At 67.2% G+C, this 18,375-nt stretch carries 15 protein-coding genes; 7 read left to right on the forward strand and 8 right to left on the reverse strand.

The annotated features are described in order from the left end of the window. Window positions 1–56 precede the first annotated feature (56 nt). From pyrR to RR42_RS15880, 4 genes are all read right to left on the reverse strand, one after another. The gene (gene pyrR, locus RR42_RS15865) at window positions 57–584 is read right to left on the reverse strand and encodes a bifunctional pyr operon transcriptional regulator/uracil phosphoribosyltransferase PyrR (RefSeq protein ID WP_043348715.1); all 528 of its coding nucleotides are present in this window, start codon (window positions 582–584) and stop codon (window positions 57–59) included. Continuing rightward, on the reverse strand, window positions 581–1,018 hold the full coding sequence (gene ruvX / locus RR42_RS15870; RefSeq protein ID WP_043348717.1) for a Holliday junction resolvase RuvX: 438 nt from the start codon (window positions 1,016–1,018) through the stop codon (window positions 581–583). Before ruvX ends, pyrR begins: the two co-directional genes overlap by 4 nt. Continuing rightward, on the reverse strand, window positions 1,011–1,583 hold the full coding sequence (locus RR42_RS15875) for a YqgE/AlgH family protein (protein ID WP_043348720.1): 573 nt from the start codon (window positions 1,581–1,583) through the stop codon (window positions 1,011–1,013). Before RR42_RS15875 ends, ruvX begins: the two co-directional genes overlap by 8 nt. Window positions 1,584–1,720: 137 nt before the next feature. Then, window positions 1,721–2,428, reverse strand: coding sequence for a pseudouridine synthase (locus RR42_RS15880; protein ID WP_173430715.1), 708 nt, complete (start codon window positions 2,426–2,428; stop codon window positions 1,721–1,723). A gap of 190 nt (window positions 2,429–2,618) precedes the next feature. On the opposite strand from RR42_RS15880, the gene RR42_RS15885 reads away from it, so the two are divergent. Continuing rightward, window positions 2,619–4,169: a cryptochrome/photolyase family protein gene (locus RR42_RS15885; protein ID WP_043348723.1), complete on the forward strand. Its 1,551-nt coding sequence runs from the start codon at window positions 2,619–2,621 to the stop codon at window positions 4,167–4,169. Between the two features lie 365 nt (window positions 4,170–4,534). On the opposite strand, the gene RR42_RS15890 is transcribed toward RR42_RS15885, so the two are convergent. The 3 genes from RR42_RS15890 to hemC are packed head-to-tail and all read right to left on the reverse strand — an operon-like array spanning window position 4,535 to window position 8,902. Beyond that, entirely contained in the window at window positions 4,535–5,725 is a 1,191-nt protein-coding gene (locus RR42_RS15890) for a heme biosynthesis protein HemY (protein WP_043348727.1), read from the reverse strand. A gap of 3 nt (window positions 5,726–5,728) precedes the next feature. Then, complete coding sequence (gene hemDX, locus RR42_RS15895) at window positions 5,729–7,891, reverse strand: fused uroporphyrinogen-III synthase HemD/membrane protein HemX (RefSeq protein WP_043348730.1); 2,163 nt, start codon at window positions 7,889–7,891, stop codon at window positions 5,729–5,731. 9 nt (window positions 7,892–7,900) lie between these two features. Next, window positions 7,901–8,902 (reverse strand): hydroxymethylbilane synthase, encoded by a 1,002-nt coding sequence (gene hemC / locus RR42_RS15900; protein WP_043348733.1) that lies wholly within the window; start codon window positions 8,900–8,902, stop codon window positions 7,901–7,903. Between the two features lie 79 nt (window positions 8,903–8,981). Here hemC and ppc point away from each other — a divergent pair, with 79 nt between their 5' ends. Next, a complete protein-coding gene (gene ppc / locus RR42_RS15905; protein ID WP_043348734.1) occupies window positions 8,982–12,005 on the forward strand; it encodes a phosphoenolpyruvate carboxylase in 3,024 nt (1,007 codons plus the stop codon). A 125-nt stretch (window positions 12,006–12,130) separates the two neighbouring features. Here ppc and RR42_RS15910 read toward each other — a convergent pair whose 3' ends face one another. Then, window positions 12,131–12,766 carry a ferritin-like domain-containing protein gene (locus tag RR42_RS15910; protein ID WP_043348737.1) on the reverse strand — a complete coding sequence of 212 codons (636 nt, stop codon included), beginning with the start codon at window positions 12,764–12,766 and terminating at the stop codon, window positions 12,131–12,133. A 195-nt stretch (window positions 12,767–12,961) separates the two neighbouring features. On the opposite strand from RR42_RS15910, the gene RR42_RS15915 reads away from it, so the two are divergent. The 5 genes from RR42_RS15915 (at window position 12,962) to RR42_RS15935 (ending at window position 18,358) form a co-directional block, all read left to right on the forward strand. Further along, entirely contained in the window at window positions 12,962–13,567 is a 606-nt protein-coding gene (locus RR42_RS15915) for a sigma-70 family RNA polymerase sigma factor (RefSeq protein WP_043348740.1), read from the forward strand. Continuing rightward, window positions 13,564–14,310 carry an anti-sigma factor gene (locus RR42_RS15920; RefSeq protein ID WP_043348743.1) on the forward strand — a complete coding sequence of 249 codons (747 nt, stop codon included), beginning with the start codon at window positions 13,564–13,566 and terminating at the stop codon, window positions 14,308–14,310. The genes RR42_RS15915 and RR42_RS15920 overlap by 4 nt, the downstream gene beginning before the upstream one ends. Window positions 14,311–14,446: 136 nt before the next feature. Continuing rightward, window positions 14,447–15,856 carry an argininosuccinate lyase gene (gene argH / locus RR42_RS15925; RefSeq protein WP_006160535.1) on the forward strand — a complete coding sequence of 470 codons (1,410 nt, stop codon included), beginning with the start codon at window positions 14,447–14,449 and terminating at the stop codon, window positions 15,854–15,856. A gap of 214 nt (window positions 15,857–16,070) precedes the next feature. After that, a complete protein-coding gene (locus RR42_RS15930; protein ID WP_043348748.1) occupies window positions 16,071–16,613 on the forward strand; it encodes a TRAP transporter small permease subunit in 543 nt (180 codons plus the stop codon). Then, entirely contained in the window at window positions 16,610–18,358 is a 1,749-nt protein-coding gene (locus tag RR42_RS15935) for a TRAP transporter large permease (protein ID WP_043348752.1), read from the forward strand. Before RR42_RS15930 ends, RR42_RS15935 begins: the two co-directional genes overlap by 4 nt. The last annotated feature ends 17 nt before the right edge of the window (window positions 18,359–18,375 follow it).

Consider the following 18,375-nt stretch of genomic DNA (forward strand, 5'->3'; position numbering starts at 1 on the left):
GGGTCTGGCTTGCCGGCGTGCCGTTGCGGGCGCGCCGGCGGTTAAGCTGGGCAGGCTTAGTTGCCGGTGGCCTCGTTGGCGAAGGCAAAGCGCATGTCGGAGCCGGTGCCCTCATGCGACAGCACCAGCGTGGTCCCGGGCGGCAGCGCCACGTGCGCGGCGGCAAAGTCCGCAGCCGCCGGCAGTTCGCGCCCACCGCGATCGACCAGCACGGCCAGCGCCACGCGGGCCGGGCGGCCGTAGTCGAACAGTTCGTTGACGGCGGCGCGGATGGTGCGCCCGGTGGCCAGCACGTCGTCGATCAGCAGGATCTTGCGGTCTTGCACGTCAAAGGGCAGCGTGGTCGGCTGGGCCTGGCTATGCAGGCCCTTCTTGGCATAGTCGTCGCGGTGGAAGGCAACGTTGATGACCCCGTGGGCCGCCAGTTGCAGGTCGGCGGCCAGCCGTTCGGCAATCCAGGCGCCGCCCGAATAGATGCCGGCGACCGACCATTGCACGCGTTCGGCCTCAGGCAGCGCGGCCTGCAACTGGTCACGCAACGTACGGTAGAGCGCCTCGGCGTCGAGAGAGGAAGTCTGGGTCATAACGGATGCTGGTCGAAGTACTGTTGCAGGATGAGGCTGGCGGCCTCGGCGTCAAGCGCGCCCTTGCGGGCGCCGGCCATCTCCGCGGCGATCGATGTGTAGCTTTCGTCCACCCAGGCCACCGGCAAGCCGAAGCGGCCGTTCAACTGGTTGCCGAAGCGGCGTGCGAGCCGCATCGAAGGCTGCTGGCTGCCATCCGGATTGGTGGGCATGCCCACCACCAGTTGCACCGGCGCCCACTCGTCGATCAGCGCGGTTACCGCCTCGAAGCGGCCTTCCACGGTGATATTGGGGATGATGACGAGTGCATGAGCCTCGCGCGTGACGAAGTTGCCAAGCGCAACGCCGATCTTCTTTTCGCCGTAGTCGAAGGCCAGGACGGTGCCGTCGGAGGGCAACTGGCGCGGCGCTGGCGTCGCTCCGTCCTCAGGCATGCCCAGCCTCGCCCGAGAGCATGGTGAAGTCGATGCCCAACAGGCGTATGGCGGCGGCGAAGCGTTCCTCGGGGGGCACGCTGAAGATGATTTCGGGATCGGCCTGGACGGTCAGCCAGCCATTGCGGCTGAGTTCTTCCTCCAGCTGCCCGGCGCCCCAGCCGGCATAGCCGAGCGTGAGCAGGAAGCGTTGCGGGCCGCTGCCGTTGGCCACGGCCTCCAGCACATCCTTGGAGGTGGTCATCTCGAGCCCGCCGGGCACGGCCAGCGACGAGACATAGATGCCAACCGGATCATGCAGCACGAAACCGCGCTCGGTCTGCACCGGCCCGCCGAAATAGACAGGCTGCTGCGCCACCGGCTGGATCTCCAGCTTGAGGTCGATCTTGTCGAACAGGGTGGCCATATCGATATCGATAGGCCGATTGATCACCAGGCCCAGCGCGCCGCGGTCGTTGTGCTCGCACAAGTAGACGACGGAACCCGAAAAAGTCGGGTCTGCCATGCCGGGCATGGCAATCAGGAACTGATTAGTGAGGTTGATTGGGGCTTCCAGCGTCGCCATTCCTGCATTTTATCAAATCGTTGCCATCTGTCCGGAAAAGATTCGCGGAATGCCGCAACGCAACATTCCGACGCCTGCCCGGTGCGCTTGCTTGCTGGCCTCTGTACCAGCTTCGTTGCTCGCTTGTTGCCGCCTGCTTACTCCTTGCGCGTCAGGGCGGCCAGGTCTTCCGGCGTCAGCCAGCGCCAGTCTCCCAGCGCCAGGGTCGGCTCCAGCACCAGCCCGCCGATGGCGCTGCGATGCAGGGCTTCCACATGGTTGCCAGCCGCGGCCACCATGCGCTTGACCTGGTGGTACTTGCCCTCGGTCAGGCTAAGGCGCAGGCTGCGCTCGCCGGTGGCCTCGCAGGCGGCCGCCGCGATCGGGGCTGGTTCGTCCTCCAGCTGCACGCCCGCCACCAGCGCATCGACCTGCTCTTGGGTGACCGGCTCGGCGGTCGTCACTTCATAGACCTTGGGCACCTTCTTCTTGGGCGAGGTCTGGGCGTGAATGAACTGGCCATCGTCCGAGAGCAGCAGCAGGCCGGTGGTGTCCTGATCCAGCCGCCCGACCGCCTGCACCTCGCGCTGGCGCAGCGGCACCGGCAGCAGGTTGTACACGCTGGGATGGTGGCGCGGGCGCTGCGAGCATTCGTAGCCCACCGGCTTGTTCAGCAGGATGTAGGCCTTGGTGTGGCCGATCCATTCCTCGCCGTCCACGGTCAGGCGCAGGCCATCGACCTCGAACCTGGCGCCCGGATCCTCGCACAGGGTGCCGTCGACCTCCACCAGGCCGGCCCCGATCAGGTCGCCGCAATAGCGGCGGGTGCCGAAGCCTTGGGATTGGAGGATGCGGTCGAGTGTCATGGCCATGGCTTGCTTCTTGATATCTGGATTACTGGATTGCTGGATTACGGGATTGCCGAAATACGGACCGCCTGTTCGGCGCTGCGGGCAACGCTGGCCGGCATGCCGGGCCAGCCCGAGCGCGCCGCGCATGCCTGACGCTATGGTAGGGTAACAGGCTTCGCCAGCCCAACTTCCGGAGCGCCCGATCTTGCCCCCATCCCCCGCCGACGCCCGCCAACCCTATCGGATCGACCGGCTGTTCGAGTGCGGCCTGGTCTGGTTCCGGCGCGACCTGCGCGCCGACGATCACGCGGCGCTGCATTATGCCCTCAAGCACTGCCGCCAGGTATGGTGCGTCTTCGTCTTCGATCGCGAGATCCTGGATCCGCTGCTGGCGCGCGGCTTGGCGGCCGACCGCCGGGTGGCGTTCATCCTGGCCTCGCTGGCCCCGCTGGACGAAGCGCTGCGCGCGGCCGGCGGCGGCCTGATCGTGCTGCACGGCCATGCGCGCGCAGCCATTCCCGAGCTGGCCGCCGAGCTCGGCGTCACCGCCGTGTTCGCCAACCACGACTACGAGCCCGCCTCGCTGGCCCGCGATACCGAGGTCAGGCAGGCACTGGCGGGCCAGCCCTGCGCATTCTTCAGCTTCAAGGACCAGGTGATCTTTGAGCGGGATGAGATCCTGACCGGCCAGGGCAAGCCTTTTTCGGTTTTCACGCCTTACAAGAACGCCTGGCTCAAGGCCTTGCTTCCGTTCGACCTCAAGCCCTACCCGGTCGAGCCTTATCTGAAGTCACTGGCCGCTCCGCCCAAGGCTTACCTGCGGCCGCTGCCCACGCTGGAGGCACTGGGCTTCGCCCCCTCCAACCTGGCCGAGATCGCCATGCCCACCGGCAGCGCCGGCGCCCACGCCCTGTTCGACGAGTTCTGCGAGCGCATGGGCGACTACGCGCGCCGGCGCGACTTCCCCGCCCTGCGCGGCCCGAGCTACCTGTCGGTGCACCTGCGCTTTGGCACCCTGTCGATCCGCACGCTCGCCCGCACCGCCCACGCCGCCACGCTGCGCGGCGGCGCCGAGAGCGTCGGCGCCGCCACCTGGCTGTCGGAGCTGATCTGGCGCGATTTCTACTTCATGATCCTGCACCACCACCCCCGGGTCGCCGCGGGGCATGCCTTCCACTCCGCCTACGATGCCATCTGCTGGATCAATGGCGACACCGGCGAGCGCTACTTCCAGGCCTGGTGCGACGCCAGGACCGGCTACCCGCTAGTGGACGCCGCCATGCTGCAGATCCGGCAAAGCGGCTACATGCATAACCGGCTGCGCATGGTGGTAGCGAGCTTCCTGGTGAAAGACCTCGGCGTGGACTGGCGGCGCGGCGAACAGTACTTCGCCGACCAGCTCAACGACTTCGACTTCTCCGCCAACAACGGCGGCTGGCAGTGGGCCGCCTCCACCGGCTGCGACGCCCAGCCCTACTTCCGCATCTTCAACCCGACCACGCAGTCTGAGAAATTCGACCCGCAGGGACGATTTATCAGGAAGTACCTGCCGCAACTGGCACGCCTGCCGGACAAGTACATACATGCGCCCTGGACAGCCTCAGAGGACGTGTTGCTAGCAGCCGGGGTCAAGCTAGGGGAAAACTACCCGCGGCCGATCGTGCAACACGACGTAGCCCGCAAGGAGACCCTGGCGCGGTATGCGGTAGTGAAGGAACAGCGAGGAACCGACGCTGCGCACTCCGAGGGCGACTGAGAACCGAGGAACAGCAAGCGACGATTCATTGCAGCCGTGATTCCCGCCTGGGGGCGGGAATCACCCATGCGCGATGCGAAGCGAGCCGTGTAGGTGTTCAGAGGCCGTATGGGGCGCCTCGGGATTTCACCAAAAGAGCGGAGAAGAGGGACCCATGTCTGAGTATCGCCTTAAGGCGATGCGAGTTTGGGTCCCGGCCGCTCTTTTGGTGAAATCCCGAGGGGGGGGCGCCCCATCCGGCGCGCCTTTTTTGCCTACTTTTTTGGCAAGACAAAAAAGTAGGTCGCCGCCCCGCAGGGGTGGTGAAACTGCAGTTGCCTTTGACGTTAAGAAGTTGCAGTTGACATCACCCCCAACCCACCCCCTCAAGCCGCCAAAATCGCACTCTCCCGATAATGCCGCTGCGCCTCCTCAGGCCGCTCGGTCTCCTCAAACATCTTGGCCAACGCCAGATGCGCCCGAACCCGCAACCTGCGCTGCAAGTCAGCATCCGCATATTTCAACGCCCGCTCAAAGCTGGACTGCGCCTTGCCCCATAGCTTCTCGCCCAGGCACAGCACGCCTAGCGTGAAGTAGAGATCCGCATCCACAGGATGCTGCGTCAGCCATTTCTCCGCCTGCTGGATCTGCGGCAACGCACGTCCTGGCTCCGCGCATTCGGCATAGCGCAAGACCAGCCGGCTGTCCCAGTTGACCTTGAGCGCGTCCTCCACGATCTTGCGCGCTTCATCCTGACGGCCAAGCGCCGCGAAATAGCGCGCTGCGGGCTCGGCGATGCGGGCCGCGCGGCGTTCGTCGGTGGACAACGAACGCCAGAAATCCTGCAGGCCCTGCACGTCGTGGCGGCGCTCCTCCAGCAGGGCCTCGCAGGCTAGTTGCTTGAGGCGCAGCGCCAGCACAGGATGCAGGGCGTTGCGCTTTTCCAGCGAGCGCGCCAGGCGCAGGACTTCGGTCCAGTTCTTCAGGTGCTGGTGGGCACGCAGCGCGATGCGCTGCACATGGATCTGGCGCGCGCCCTGGGCCTGCAGCTGCGCGATGGTTTCCAGCGCGCCTTCGGCATCGCGCGCGTCGACCAGCAACTCGGCCATCGACACCAGCCGTGCCTGCTCGCGCTCGGGGTCGGTCACCTGCGCCATCCAGGCGTCGCGCCGCTCCGTTTCCTGCATGCGGTGCGCCGCGCGGGCGCCGATCAGCGCTGCCGTCTGGGCCTGCTCGGGCCAGGCCTGGGCCTCGCGCGCGGTACGCTCGGCACGGGCAAAGCGGCCGGCGAACAGGTTCTCGATGGACTCGCGCAAGGCCGCTTGCGCACGGTTCATGCGGCTGCGCTCGCGGTAGGCCGCGGCACGCGCCGGCATCTCGGACAGATGGCGCGCGGTGCCGAGGATGGTCCAGACCACGAAGAACGCCAGCAACAGCAAGGCCAGCGCCAGGTTCAGCGACAGCTCAACCCGGTAAGGCGGGTAGAACAGAACCAGGTTGCTCTGGTTGAATTGCGTGAAAAGCGCGAGCCCGACGGCGCCGCCAAACAGGATAGCTACCCAGAAAAGAAGCCGCATGCGCTACTCCTTCTTGAGCGCCTGCAGCGCGCCGAGGCTTTCCGCCATGGTGGGCAACTGCACCGTCACGGCGCCGGCCTGGGCCTGCTTGAGCAGGGTCAGCACGGCCTGCACGCGGCGCGACTTGGTGTCGCAATAGCGTGCGATCATGGCTTGCGCGGCCGCCAGGTCATTGCGGAACACCGGCTCGTTGCGCGACAGCAGCGCCAGGCGCGCATTGAGCAGCCGCAGCTTGACGTTCTCGCGCAGGAACCAGCCCTGGTCGCCGGTCAGCAGCAGTGCCTGGGCATCATCCACGCGGCGGATGCGGATGACCTGCATCAGTTCGTCGCGCACATTGCCCCACAGGCGGCCAAACCAGTTGCCGATCGCGGTGCCGGCCGGCACGGCCTCGTCCTTGGCCGCATGCTTGCCAGCCTTGGCGCCGGTGGGCTTGGCGGGCTTGTCGACAGCCTCGGCCTTCACGTCCGTCTTGCGCGCATCCGCTTCACTGCGCTCGAGCATGCGCTCGCTCGACAGCAACGGCAGCGTATCGATCTGGTTGATGGCTTCATCGAGCTTGATGGCGGCACCGGTCAGGTCCGTATCCGGCACGGCCTTCATGCGCGCCACATCGCGGGCGATGGCCCGGCGCAGCAGGTTGTACTGTGGCTTGTCGGTCCGTGCAAGGCGTGTGTCGGCGCTTTGCAGCGCGGCCAGCGCGACCTGCACATTGCCCGTCAGCTGGAGTTGCTGGCCGGCGTTGGTGAGCAGTTGCTGGATCTCGGCGATCTCCCAGTCGTCGCGGTTGCGCATCAGGTCCTGGTAGACCTGTTCCAGCGCGGATTGCTTGTCGCGGGCCTCGCCCACCTGCCCGTCCAGCGCGCCAACCTTGGCCTGCAGTTCCTTGACGGTGTCCTGCGCGTTGCGCGAGAGCACCCGGGTTTCCTGCACCAGTGCATCGTTGCTCTGCTGGCGCCGCGCCAGTTCCTGGGTCAGGTGGTCCACGCGCTGCTGCAGCCACCAGAAACCGCCGCCGATGGCCAGGATCAGCAGGAACAGCAGCAACCACCATGGATTGACGCGGGGTGCGCCGCGCGCGGGCAGCGGGGCGCCAGCCGCGGGAGGCGGGCTGGAGGCGGGAGGAGCGGTATTGTCTTGCGTCACGCGATCGACCTTCGTTGACGTTGCGGGCGGTGGGTTGACTGGTGGTGCTGCCGGGAGCGGCGGCGGCACCGTGGCGGGCGGGACGGGCGCGGCGGCAGCCGCCGGCGCCGCGACCGGCATCGGCGCCGGCGGGCCGGCATGCGCCTGCGCCCACTGGCGGCAAGCCGCCAGCAAGCCTTCGTCTCCGGGTGCGGCGCGCAGCAGGTGCGAGAACCCGAGGGCCAAGGCCTGTTCGGCGATTCTCGCATGCGGCGCGATGCACTGCACCTGGCGCAGGCAGGCGAGCTCTTGCGGGCTCAGGGCCTGGCGCGCCATCTCATCGAGATTGCGCACGGCTTCGGAACTGGTCAGCAACCAGGCCTGCGGTGCCGCGCCCGGCTTGAGCGCGTCGCGCACGGCTTGCCATTGCATGCTGCCGGGCGTGGGGACCGAGCGCTGATAGGCCTCGACCGGCTGCACCTCGGCGCCGGCGGCGCGCAGGCGCTCGGCCAGCCAGTCACGCCCGCCATTGCCACGGATGATCAGGACCTTACGTCCGGCAAGCGCCCCGGCGCCGAGCTGGGCTTCAAGCTGTTGCCACAGGGCCTCGGAATCGAAGCGCGCCGCGGCGCCGTCACCACCGTTGGCGGCATCGCCGTTGTCTGCCTCATGGCCGGTCGTGCAACCGGCCGGGGCAATCACGCGGTAGTCGGGCGCGGCAATCCCGCGCTCGGCCAGCGCAGCCACGCTGGCGGGGCCAACCACGGCTACCGCTACGGATGCTGGCCACTGCGGCGCGGGCTTGTCCTGCACCTGGGCCAGCGCATCGAGTGCGAAGGCCACGGCATTGGGACTGACGAAGACCACCAGCGTGAAGTCCGCCAGTTGCGCCAGCGCCGCGCGCAAGGGGGCATCGTCGGCCACGGGGCCGATCGCCAGCAGGGGAAAGCCAAGCACGTCCAGGCCGGCGGCCGACAAGGCCTCGGTGAGTTGCCGGGACTGCCCGGCGGGTCGTGTTACAACGACGGTCGGGCGGGGCATGGGCCGGTCTCAGGCAGGGGCTTGGGGGGACGCCGGATCCGCCAGCGCCGCGAGAATGTCAGCCGCGCCCTGGCCCAACAGGTCCTGGGCAACGGCCTCGCCAAGCGCTTCGGCCAGGCTGGACGCATTGGCGCCCTCCACCACGGCGGCGAACTGGGCCCGCACGCAACGGCTGCCGTCGGGCAGCGCCACGAAGGCGTCGATGTGCAGTTTCGTGCCCTCCCAGCGCGCATGCGCGGCAAGCGGCACCTGGCACGAACCGCCCAGCATGCGCGACACGGCACGCTCGGCGGTCACGGCCAGTGCGCTGGGCGCATGATTCAGCGGCGCCAGCCACGCGGCCAGCTCGGGGCGGCCGGACGGGATCTCGATGCCCAGCGCACCTTGCCCGGCTGCCGGCAGCGAGCTGACGGGATCCAGCACGGCACGGATACGGTCGGCCAGGCCGAGGCGCTTGAGGCCGGCGGCGGCCAGGATGATGGCACCGTAGTCACCACGGTCGAGCTTGGCCAGGCGGGTATCCAGGTTGCCGCGCAGCGGCTGGATCACCAGATGGGGGTAGCGGGTGCGCAACGCGGCTTCGCGGCGCAGGCTGGAGGTGCCGACCACGGTGCCGGCGGGCATCTCGTCCAGCGAGGCGAAGCGGCTTGAGACCAGCGCATCGCGCGGATCCTCGCGCTCCATGATCGCGGTCAGGGCAAACCCTTCAGGTAACTCCATCGGCACATCCTTGAGGGAGTGCACGGCGAGGTCGGCGCGGCCTTCGGCCATCGCGATCTCGAGTTCCTTGACGAACAGGCCCTTGCCGCCAACCTTGGACAAAGTACGGTCTAGAATCTGATCTCCGCGCGTCGTCATGCCGAGAATGGACACATCGCACGCGGGATAGTATTGTTGCAATGCAGCACGCACATGCTCGGCCTGCCACATAGCCAGACGGCTTTCACGGGAGGCGATGACTAGCTTGCGCGGCGCAGCGCTGGAGGAAGACGGGGAGACGGATGCTTGCATCCGCGAATGTTAGCACGCACCCCAAGCCGCCCCGGGCCAACAGACAACACACAATAGATAAGAAACGACAGGAGATTGCATGACGCAGCAAGCTGCGCGCCCCGCAGGCCGGCGCAAGCCAACCGCCAGCCGGGCAGACGCCCCCGACACCGCATTGGCTTCCGCCTCGATTCCCGCGACCGCCCCATCTGCCCCATCCGCCAAGACCACCCGCTCCAGGCGCGCCAGCGCCGCGAAGCCTGAGGCCGCGCCCGCCGCGCCCGCCGCGACCCCGGCCCGCCGCGCCAGTGACAAGGACGTGCCCCTGCGCGAAGACATCCGCTTCCTGGGCCGGCTGCTGGGCGATTGCGTGCGCGAGCAGGAAGGCGAATCGGCCTTCGAGCTGGTCGAGACCATCCGCCAGACCGCCGTGCGCTTTCGCCGCGAGAACGACCGCGCCGCCGGCGCGGAGCTGGATCGCCTGCTCAAGCGCCTGTCGCGCGACCAGACCAACTCGGTGGTGCGCGCCTTCAGCTATTTCTCGCACCTGGCCAATATCGCCGAGGACCAGCACCACAACCGCCGCCGGCGCGTGCATGCGCTGGCCGGATCGCCGCCGCAGCCGGGCAGCCTGGCGCACGCGCTGCAGGCCATCGACGCGGCTGGCGTGACCGGCAAGGCACTACGCAAATTCTTCGACGAAGCGCTGATCGTGCCGGTGCTGACCGCGCACCCGACCGAAGTCCAGCGCAAGAGCATTCTCGACGCCGAGCGCGAGATCGCCCGCCTGCTGGCCGAGCGCGACCTGCCCATGACCGCGCGTGAGCGCGATCACAACACCGCACTGTTGCGCGCGCGCGTCACCACGCTGTGGCAGACCCGCATGCTGCGCAATACGCGGCTGATGGTGGTGGACGAAATCGAGAATGCGCTGTCCTACTACCGCACCTGCTTCCTGCGCGGCATCCCGCAACTGATGAGCGAGCTGGAAGAAGACATCGCCGCGGTGTTTCCCGCCGCGCGCAAGAGCAAGGCTGCGCCGGCGGCCTCTACCCAGCTCGCGCCCTTCTTCCAGATGGGCTCCTGGATCGGCGGCGACCGCGACGGCAACCCCAATGTCACCGCCGACACGCTGCAACACGCCGCGAGCCAGCAATCGTCGCTGATCCTGGAGTGGTACCTGGACGAAGTCCACGCGCTGGGCGCCGAACTGTCGATGTCGAGCCTGATGGTAGAGGCCAGCCCGGAACTGCTGGCGCTGGCCGAAGCCTCGCCCGACCACTCCGAGCATCGCGCCGACGAGCCGTACCGCCGCGCACTGATCGGCATCTATGCGCGCCTGGCGGCAACCTGCCAGGCCGTCACCGGGCAGGCCGCGCCACGCCATCCGGTGGCCGACTCCGCGCCCTATGCCGACGCGCAATCCTTTGCCGCCGACGTACAGGTGGTGATCGACTCGCTGCGCGCGCACCACGGCGAGGCGCTGGCGCGCACCCGCATCGACGCGCTGGCCAAGGCCATCGCCGTGTTCGGCTTCCACCTGGCCTCGATCGACATGCGCCAGGTGTCCGACGTGCACGAGGCGGTGATCGCGGAACTGTTCGCCGCAGCCGGGGTTGAAGCCAACTATGCCGGCCTGACGGAAGCCCGCAAGCAGGAACTGCTGCTGGCCGAGCTGCGCCAGCCGCGCCTGCTGACGCTGCCCTGGCATGCCTATTCCGAGCAGACCCGCAGCGAGCTGGCCATCCTGAACATGGCGCGCGAACTGCGCGGCCGCTACGGCGCACGCGTGGCCCGCAACTACATCATCTCGCACACCGAGACGCTGTCCGACCTGGTCGAAGTGCTGCTGCTGCAGAAGGAAACCGGCATGCTGCACGGCACGCTGGGCAGCAAGACCAACCCAGCGCGCCCGGAACTGATGGTGATCCCGCTGTTCGAGACCATCGAGGACTTGCGCAACGCCGCCGGCATCATGCAATCGCTGCTGGAGCTGCCGGGCTTTGCCTCGGTGATCGCCCACCATGGCGGCGAGCAGGAAGTGATGCTGGGCTACTCCGACTCCAACAAGGACGGCGGCTTCCTCACCTCCAACTGGGAGCTGTACAAGGCCGAGCTGGCACTGGTGCAGGTGTTCGAGGCGCGCCGCGTGAAGCTGCGTCTGTTCCACGGCCGCGGCGGCACCGTTGGCCGCGGCGGCGGCCCGACCTACCAGGCCATCCTGTCGCAGCCGCCGGGCACGGTCAACGGGCAGATCCGCCTGACCGAGCAGGGCGAGATCATCAACAGCAAGTTCGCCAACGCCGAGATCGGCCGGCGCAACCTGGAAACGGTGATCGCCGCCACGCTGGAAGCCTCGCTGCTGCCGACGCAGAACGCGCCGAAGGACCTGGCGACGTTCGAGGCCGTGATGCAGCAACTCTCGGATCGCGCGTTCACGTCGTATCGCCACCTGGTGTACGACACGCCCGGCTTCAAGGACTACTTCTTCGCCACCACGCCGATCACCGAGATCGCCGACCTCAACCTGGGTTCGCGCCCGGCCTCGCGCAAGCTGATGGACAAGAAGCAGCGCCGCATCGAAGACCTGCGCGCGATTCCCTGGGGCTTTTCCTGGGGTCAGTGCCGCCTGCTGCTGCCGGGCTGGTACGGCTTTGGCAGCGCGGTCAAGGCACTGCTGGACGAGGCGCCGGACGAGCGTGCGCACAAGGCCGCCGTGGCCACGCTGCGCCGCATGGTCAAGACCTGGCCGTTCTTCACCACGCTGCTGTCCAATATGGATATGGTGCTGGCCAAGACCGACCTGGCCGTGGCCTCGCGCTACGCGCAGCTGTGCGAAGACGCCGTGCTGCGCAAGACGGTGTTCGCGCGCATCAGCGCCGAGTGGCACCTGACGTGCGAGATGCTGGCCCTGATCACTGGCCGCCAGGAGCGCCTCGCCGACAATCCGCTGCTGGCGCGTTCCATCAAGAACCGCTTCGCCTACCTGGATCCGCTCAACCACTTGCAGGTGGAATTGCTCAAGCGCTACCGCTCGGGCAAGGACGGTGACGACATCCGCGTGCGGCGCGGCATTCACCTGACCATCAACGGGGTGGCCGCGGGCCTGCGCAACAGCGGCTGAGGCGAGGCTGCGCGCACTGCGCAAAAAGACCGCCATGGTGGCTGGCACCATGGCGGGGAACCCGTCCGGCCAGCAGGCCGGACGGCGCAGAGTGTGGCTCGCCAACCGATATTGGCGGCCAGGCCTCAGCCGACGAACGCGCCCGGCACCGGGTCTTCGCCGAGCACCGAGAGCAGGATGGCCCAATGCATCGCTTCGTCACCCAGGATGCTGCCGGCGGCCTTGGTCAGCTCGCGATTGTGGAAGTTCGGCAATACGCCCAGGTAGGCCGCGGTGGCACCCTTCTCCAGGCCGGCGGCAAAGCGCAGCACATCGGCCTGGGTCTTCAGCTGGTCGGTCGGGAAACCGTATTCACCCGGCTTTTTGGTCATCACGGGGCTGCCGCCCATCTTGGACACCGTGCCCGCCAGCACCTGTGCATGTGCCTTGTGGTGCGTCTGGAACTTGACTGCGGTTTCCAGCACGGGCTTTTGCAGCAAACCGCTCTCGGCGCCAACCTGATAGGCGGCGATGGCCTGGTATTCCAGCCCGAGGGCGACATTGAGAATGGCGATATCGTCCTTGGTGCTGCCGGACTGAACCTGCGCCCAGGCTGGCATCGACTCGCCCAGGCTCATCACCGCCAGCGATCCCAGCGCGAATAGGCCGGGGACTTTCAGCAAGCCGCGCCGGCGCGCATCCGGCGCAACAAGGATGCGGCTGTCCGTGTCCTCGCCGGCCTGGCGTTCGTGCTGCGCGGTGCTCGACTGCATGCGTTCCATGGTGTTCTCCTGTCTAGGGGTGGACGGCGCCTTCATGGGGTCGCATGCGCTCGGATGCGGCTTGCATCGCGGCGGCAACGGCGGCGCCTGTTTCTTCTACGCGCGCCATTGGCAATCGGATGCAGCGATCCTTCGCATGCCGCACGCAAGCCGTGCCTATAATCCGGGAACGTCACTTGCTGATATCCGCCCCCAGTGCCCCCCTCCCCCGCCGATTCCTCATTTGCCCCCAGGCCAGCCGACGCCGACCTGCTTGCCGCATTGCTGCAAGGCGCGGCCATGGGAGACCGGCACGCCTTGCGGCAGCTCTACGACCAGACCGCGACGAAACTGTTTGGCCTCGCGCTGCGTATAACCAACAGACACGATTGGGCGGAGGATGTGGTGCAAGAGAGTTTCGTCAGCATCTGGCATCACGCCGGCGACTACCGGCCGCACCTGGCTGCACCGATGACCTGGATGACAGCCATCGTGCGCAACCGGGCGCTGGATTGCCTGCGCCGCCAGGCAGCTGCCCGCACCAGCCAGACCGTGGAGCTGGACGACAACCTTGGCGAGTGGCTGGCCGACGAAGCGGCCGGCCCGGCGGAACTTGCGCTCGCCAGCCAGCAAGCACGGGCGTTGAACCAGTGCCTGCAGCGGCTGGAACAGCCGCAGCGGCAGGCTATCTCGCTGGCCTACCTGAAGGACATGAGCCATAGCGAGTTGTCCGAACAATTGCAGGTGCCGCTTGGCACCATCAAGTCATGGATACGGCGCGGCCTGGAGCGCCTGCGCACGTGCCTGGAAAGCCTGTCATGAACCTCAGCCGTCATCCCGACCTGATCGACCGCCTTGCCGCGCAGTACGCGCTGGGTGTGTTGCGCGGGGGCGCGCGCCGCCGGCTGGAGACGCTCGCCCGCGAGGAACCCGCGATCCGCGCCGCCATCGGCCACTGGCAGTCCAGGCTGTCAGGCCTTGCCGAACTCCAGCCTGCCTCGGCACCGGTGGATAAGGTGTGGTGCGGGATCGAACAACGGCTGGGCTGGCAAGCCATGAAGGCGCCCGGCGCGGCCGGCCCAGCCGGTGCGCCACCCGTAGCCTGGTGGCAACGGCTGTGGGCCGCCCCCGGCTTCTGGCGCGGCGCCACCATGGCGACCGCCGCGCTGGCCGCCGTGGCCATCGGCCTCAACGTGCGGATGGCCCGCCAGCTGGACACTGCACCACTGGTCAACGCGGTGGCCGTGCTCAACGACGATCGGGCCCAGGCCGCTGTGCTTGTGACCTGGGATGCACGTTCGCAAGCGCTTACCCTGCGCCGCCTGGATCACCTGCCACTGAACGATGCGCAGGCCCTGCAGCTTTGGGCCCTCCCGGCAGGCGGCAAGCCGCAGTCGCTCGGCGTGATCGGGCACCAGCGCCAGCTGCGCCTGGCGCTCGCCCAGGCGCTGGGCAAGGTGCCGGCGCTGGCCATCAGCGTGGAGCCGCGCGGCGGCTCGCCCGACCCCAACGGCCCCACCGGGCCGGTGGTGTTCAAGGGCCAGGTCATCGACAACACCTTGTAGGGCGGGCCCGGAGGCCCTCCCGGACCCGCTACCGTCTGCGTGGGGCCCGGCAGCGATATAATCGTGGTTTCCCCGAATTCTCTCGTTCGCCCCGCGGCCCGCCGCCGGCTTGCGAGCTAACCCAGCCTTACCGCCCATGACCTCCCAACTTGCCAAGAAAGGCGAAGCCTGGTCCGCCCGCTTCTCCGAACCGATGTCCGACCTGGTGAAGCGCTACACCGCTTCGGTGTTCTTCGACAAGCGCCTGGCTCTGTTCGACATCCAGGGTTCGCTGGCGCACGCCGCCATGCTGGCCAAGCAGGGAATCATCGCCGAGGCCGACCGCGCCGAGATCGAGCGCGGCATGACGCAGATCCGTGGCGAGATCGAGGCCGGCGGCTTCGAGTGGAAGCTCGACCTGGAAGACGTCCACCTGAATATCGAAGCGCGCCTGACCGCGCTGGTCGGCGACGCCGGCAAGCGCCTGCACACCGGCCGCTCGCGTAACGACCAGGTCGCTACCGATATCCGCCTGTGGCTGCGCAGCGAGATCGACACCATCATCGGCCTGCTGGGCGCGCTGCGCGGCGCGCTGCTGGACCTGGCCGAAAAGAACGCCGACACCATCCTGCCGGGCTTCACCCACCTGCAGGTGGCCCAGCCGGTCACCTTCGGCCACCACCTGCTGGCCTACGTGGAAATGTTCACGCGCGACGCCGAGCGCATGGCCGACTGCCGCCGCCGCGTTAACCGCCTGCCGCTGGGCGCCGCCGCGCTGGCCGGCACCAGCTACCCGATCGACCGTGAGTTCGTCGCGCAGCAACTGGGCTTCGACGGCGTGTGCCGCAACTCGCTGGACGCCGTCTCCGATCGCGACTTCGCCATCGAATTCTGCGCCGCCGCCGCGCTGGTGATGACCCACATCTCGCGCTTCTCCGAGGAACTGGTGATCTGGATGAGCCCGCGCGTGGGCTTTATCGATATCGCCGACCGCTTCTGCACCGGTAGCTCGATCATGCCGCAGAAGAAGAACCCGGACGTGCCCGAACTGGCGCGTGGCAAGACCGGCCGCGTCAACGGCCACCTGATCGGCCTGTTGACCCTGATGAAGGGCCAGCCCCTGGCGTACAACAAGGACAACCAGGAAGACAAGGAGCCGCTGTTCGACACGGTCGACACCGTGGCCGACACGCTGCGCATCTTCGCCGACATGGTGCCGGGCATCTCGGTCAAGCCGGACGCCATGCGCGCCGCCGCGCTGCAAGGCTACGCCACCGCCACCGACCTGGCCGACTACCTGGTCAAGCACGGCCTGCCCTTCCGCGATGCCCACGAAGCCGTGGCCCACGCGGTGCGCGCCTGCGACGACCGCCGCTGCGACCTGGCCGACCTGACCGTGGCCGAGCTGCGCGAAGTCACCGGCCTGGGCGACAAGGCCGCGCTGATCGGCGATGACGTGCATGCGGTGCTGACGCTGGAAGGCTCGGTCGCGGCGCGTAACCATATCGGCGGCACCGCGCCGGCGCAGGTGCGCGCGGCCATTGCCGCGGCGCGCGCCACGCTTTAAACGCAAACTGCGGATTAAATGCAGCGCAGCGTGCCAACGTAAGTTTCACGTAAGTTTTGTTCTGAAAGAAAGCCGCCAGGGCAGGCCCCTGGCGGCTTTTTTTATTGTCTTCCGGCGCTTCTGATTTTTGCGCGATGCGGTAGGTATTAGCCCCAAGCGCCGAAGCATTTTGTTACAGATAAACTAATCGCCGCAAAAACAGGGGAGACAACCCATGTATTACTTGCTTGGTCTGTCACGACAGATCGACAGGTTGAATCAGCACACGGGCAGGCTTGCAAACATCATGATCCTGCTGTCGTGCCTGATCAGCGCAGGCAACGCCCTGCTGCGTTACGGCTTCAACCTCAGCGACAATTGGCCGCTCGAGCTGCAGTGGTACATGTTTGCCATCGCGGTGATGTTCGGCGCCTCCTACACCTTCCAGCGCAACGAACACGTGCGCGTCGACCTGATCTACGGCAACGTATCGGAACGCGCCCAACACTGGATCGACATCTTCGGGATCATCTTCTTCCTGCTGCCTTCGTGCGTGCTGTTTGCCTGGCTGTCGTGGGAATCGCTGTTCCTGCCCTCGTGGCGCATCCTCGAGCAATCCGGTAACTCCGGCGGCCTGCCGCGTTACCCGATCAAGCTGGTGGTGCCCCTCGGCTTCGCCCTGCTTGCCTTGCAGGGCGTGTCCGAGCTGATCAAGCGCATCGCCGCCCTCAAGGGCCTCGTGCGCATCGAATCGAAATACGAGAGGCCGGTGCAATGATTCCATTGGAATATATGCCGCCGCTGATGTTCGGCGGCCTGGTGGTATTCATGCTGATCGGCTTCCCGGTCGCATTTTCGCTGTCGGCGGTGGGTCTTGCCTTCGGTATCCTGGCCATTCAGTTCGGCTACTTCCCGGTCAGTTTCCTGCAAGCGGTGCCCAGTCGCGTGTTCGGCAGCGTGCTGGCCAACGAGTTGCTGCTCGCCATCCCGTTCTTCACCTTCATGGGGGCGATACTGGAGAAGTGCGGGCTGGCCGAGGACATGCTGGACTCCATGGGCCAGTTGTTCGGCCCGGTGCGCGGCGGCCTGGGCTACTCGGTCATCATCGTGGGCTTCATCCTCGGCGCCATCACCGGCACCGTGGCGGCCCAGGTGATCGCCATGGCGATGATCTCGCTACCGGTCATGATGCGCTACCGCTACAACATGAAGTACGCCACGGGCGTGCTGGCGGCGTCGGGCACCATCACGCAGCTGGTGCCGCCGTCGCTGGTGCTGGTAGTGCTGGCCGACCAGCTCAAGACGCCGATGGGCAGCGCCGACGTGGGCAGCATGTACCTGGGCGCCTGGGGCCCGTCGGTGATCCAGATCGCGCTGTTCGCGCTTTATACCTTCGTGCTGACGCGCATCAAGCCTGACTGGCTGCCGCCGGTGCCAGTGGAAGAACGCACGTTGCGCGGCTGGCCGCTGTGGCGCAAATGCCTGCGCGGCATCATTCCCTGCGCAGTGCTGATCTTCCTGGTGCTGGGCACGATCATGCTGGGCATCGCCACGCCGACCGAATCCGGCGCCATGGGCGCGGTCGGCGCGCTGGTACTGGCGGTGCTGCGCGACCCCGGCTTCGGCAAGCTCGACCGCAATATCTATCGTATCGGCCTTGCCGCCACCGGCGTGGCCATCATCGCCGGCACCGTCGCGTTCGGCTCGCATGCCTTCCGCATTCCGCTGGCATTGGTCTACCTCGTGATCACGTGGCTACTGCTGCGCGCCGGGCAACTGACCGCGCTGCGCGGGCTGATCATCGAGGCTTACCAGTCCACGGCGCGCATCACCGCCATGGTGGTGTTCATCCTGATCGGTTCCACCTGCTTCTCGGTGGTGTTCCAGGGCGTGGATGGCGGTGCCTGGGTGGAGCATATGTTCACCTCGCTGCCGGGCGGCTGGATCGGCTTCCTGCTGGTGGTCAACCTGTTCATCTTCTTCCTGGCCTTCTTCCTGGACTTCTTCGAGATCGCCTTCATCGTGGTGCCGATGCTGGCGCCCGTTGCGGTCAAGGTGCTGGCGCCGGTGGTCGCAGATTCGATGGGCGGCAACCCGGAGGCGGCAGCCACCGCGGCGCTGGTGTGGTTCGGCGTGATGCTGTGCGTGAACATGCAGACCTCCTTCATGCACCCGCCCTTCGGCTTCGCGCTGTTCTACCTGCGCGGCATTGCGCCCAAGGAAGTGAAGAGCTCCGACATCTACTGGGGCGCGCTGCCATGGGTCGGCCTGCAGATGATCATGGTTGTGCTGGTGATGTTCTGGCCCGGCCTGGTGACGATGTTCCTGGACAAGGGATCGTTGCACCATAGCAATGCGGCAGAGGTCACGATTCCGCTGGGGGGCGAGAGCCCGGGCGGTGCGGCCTCGGTGCCGGCGCCGGTGCCGGGCGGCCGTAGCGAGCCTGGCACGCTGGAGTTGCCGGCGGCGCCTGCCGACAGCGAACCCGCCACGCCGCAGTTCGAGTTCGACAAGAAGAAGTAGCTAGAGAAAGCGCCGGC

It is taken from the genome of Cupriavidus basilensis (genome assembly GCF_000832305.1).
GTDB lineage: Bacteria > Pseudomonadota > Gammaproteobacteria > Burkholderiales > Burkholderiaceae > Cupriavidus > Cupriavidus basilensis_F.

Excerpts from the sequence above, each read along its gene's own strand:
- pyrR (WP_043348715.1), bottom strand. The coding sequence starts at position 584 with ATGACCCAGACTTCCTCTCTCGACGCCGAGGCGCTCTACCGTACGTTG.
- ruvX (WP_043348717.1), bottom strand. The coding sequence starts at position 1,018 with ATGCCTGAGGACGGAGCGACGCCAGCGCCGCGCCAGTTGCCCTCCGAC.
- RR42_RS15875 (WP_043348720.1), bottom strand. The coding sequence starts at position 1,583 with ATGGCGACGCTGGAAGCCCCAATCAACCTCACTAATCAGTTCCTGATT.
- RR42_RS15880 (WP_173430715.1), bottom strand. The coding sequence starts at position 2,428 with ATGACACTCGACCGCATCCTCCAATCCCAAGGCTTCGGCACCCGCCGC.
- RR42_RS15890 (WP_043348727.1), bottom strand. The coding sequence starts at position 5,725 with ATGCGGCTTCTTTTCTGGGTAGCTATCCTGTTTGGCGGCGCCGTCGGG.
- hemDX (WP_043348730.1), bottom strand. The coding sequence starts at position 7,891 with ATGCCCCGCCCGACCGTCGTTGTAACACGACCCGCCGGGCAGTCCCGG.
- hemC (WP_043348733.1), bottom strand. The coding sequence starts at position 8,902 with ATGCAAGCATCCGTCTCCCCGTCTTCCTCCAGCGCTGCGCCGCGCAAG.
- ppc (WP_043348734.1), top strand. The coding sequence starts at position 8,982 with ATGACGCAGCAAGCTGCGCGCCCCGCAGGCCGGCGCAAGCCAACCGCC.
- RR42_RS15910 (WP_043348737.1), bottom strand. The coding sequence starts at position 12,766 with ATGGAACGCATGCAGTCGAGCACCGCGCAGCACGAACGCCAGGCCGGC.
- RR42_RS15920 (WP_043348743.1), top strand. The coding sequence starts at position 13,564 with ATGAACCTCAGCCGTCATCCCGACCTGATCGACCGCCTTGCCGCGCAG.
- argH (WP_006160535.1), top strand. The coding sequence starts at position 14,447 with ATGACCTCCCAACTTGCCAAGAAAGGCGAAGCCTGGTCCGCCCGCTTC.
- RR42_RS15930 (WP_043348748.1), top strand. The coding sequence starts at position 16,071 with ATGTATTACTTGCTTGGTCTGTCACGACAGATCGACAGGTTGAATCAG.
- RR42_RS15935 (WP_043348752.1), top strand. The coding sequence starts at position 16,610 with ATGATTCCATTGGAATATATGCCGCCGCTGATGTTCGGCGGCCTGGTG.